Genomic DNA, 1,559 nt, shown 5'->3' with positions numbered 1-1,559 from the left:
GAATACAACTTAGCGCTAAAAGGGTTAGCTTCTGCATTTACCATGCCTTGATTAGTTTTAGATAAGGGATGAGGATAGAAGTGGTAAAAAGCTCGAAAGGCGCTCAATAAATCGACATTCACTTTTATTGAGCATGAACCTTCTCGTAGTTCCATTTCAATCATATTTACTCAGTCATTTAACTGTTATTGCGTCTTATCAATCCAATATTTCACCATTACCGAAAACTCTTGATACCTATCTTGATAACAAAAATGACCACTGCCTTTGAATACTGTTAACTCAGCATTCGACATACGTTTAGCTAAACGTTCTCCATTATCGACGTAAAGAATTGCATCGTTTTCTCCCCAAAATATCTGAGTGGGTAACTCTATTTTATCGAGCAATGGATCAACCGTTGCTAGACTTTTTGGGTAATCTTTAAACCATTGCATGACGGCAGGAATTCGATTGCGATAAGAAGCAATATAGTCGGAAATCTCTTCTTGATTGGGGCGATAGTTCGTATAGCAAACCTTGATACAGCCTTGAACTAAAGAGCCAGCCCCTGTCACTTTAAAAACAGTGCGCCAAAACGATGAGTCGACCATTTTTCGGATGGCGCTTGCATTTGACGAAGGATTAATTGCTGGACCATCGCCTATCAATAAGCTTTTGACATCATTGTCATATGTGCCCACGTAGTAAACGATCGCGGGCATACCAACGTCAGGCCCCAATAAATGTGGTTCTTGAATATCCAAATGATTTAAGAATTCTTTTAAAAAGTCGCCTTGAGCCTTGAAAGACATGTATTCAATCCCGCCCGCACTTCCGCCGAACCCAGGCATATCGTAAGCATATAGGTTGTAGTGTTCAGCCAACCCACTCCAGATAGGGGCATACGCAAGAATGCTTTGAGGAAAAGGGGAAAGCATCACAAGAGTCGGTTTACCAATCGCTTCAGAATGTGCGTATCGAATATCGACACCATTTATCTTGGTTCGCTTTATTGGCATGGATGGTGTCGTTTCAAATGTTGGGAACATTGGATAGTCGTTTTTTCTTCGCAACTGCTCCAAGCTTTTATATTCAGAAGTCAATAACATCAGTGCCGATGCGTTAATACGATCAAACACGCTAATTTTTTCTATCTTAGGAGTATGTGTCATTAATTAATCTCTATTTAATTCTCTGAAGTTAAAAGACGCTGAAACCATGATTAAAAATTTCCATCCAATTTATTTATGGTTCTCAAAAAATAGTATTGGGGTTTACTCAACTCAGTATTTACAGCTATCAACAATTGTAGTTAACACCATTGTTACTAATATTATCGCCACTACTTTACCGATATATTTGATGTTAACTAACATCGTTGGGGTCTGTTAAAACTCGTTAAATTACGTCATTTATGCTATGTTTATGACCTAATTCACAGAGGTTTGGATGGATCAATGACTATCAACACAACTTACTTTATAAGGGTAAATAGCCTGATGAATTTGTATTACAACGTATGTAATCAATATTATTCAGATCCAATCTCCCCACAGACAATTCCCCAATCCGCGTTT

Annotated in this window: 1 protein-coding gene; it reads right to left on the bottom strand. The window is 38.3% G+C overall.

All coding sequences use genetic code 11. The features are described from left to right. Positions 1 to 185 precede the first annotated feature (185 nt). Entirely contained in the window at positions 186 to 1,154 is a 969-nt protein-coding gene (locus tag AB4486_RS24245; RefSeq protein WP_102394267.1) for an alpha/beta fold hydrolase, read from the bottom strand. Between the last annotated feature and the right edge of the window lie 405 nt (positions 1,155 to 1,559).

Source organism: Vibrio sp. 10N.222.55.C6 (assembly GCF_041473395.1).
Lineage (GTDB): Bacteria > Pseudomonadota > Gammaproteobacteria > Enterobacterales > Vibrionaceae > Vibrio > Vibrio crassostreae_C.
The sequence above is the reverse complement of the archived record's forward strand: the minus strand, read 5'-3'. Positions and strand labels throughout refer to the sequence as shown.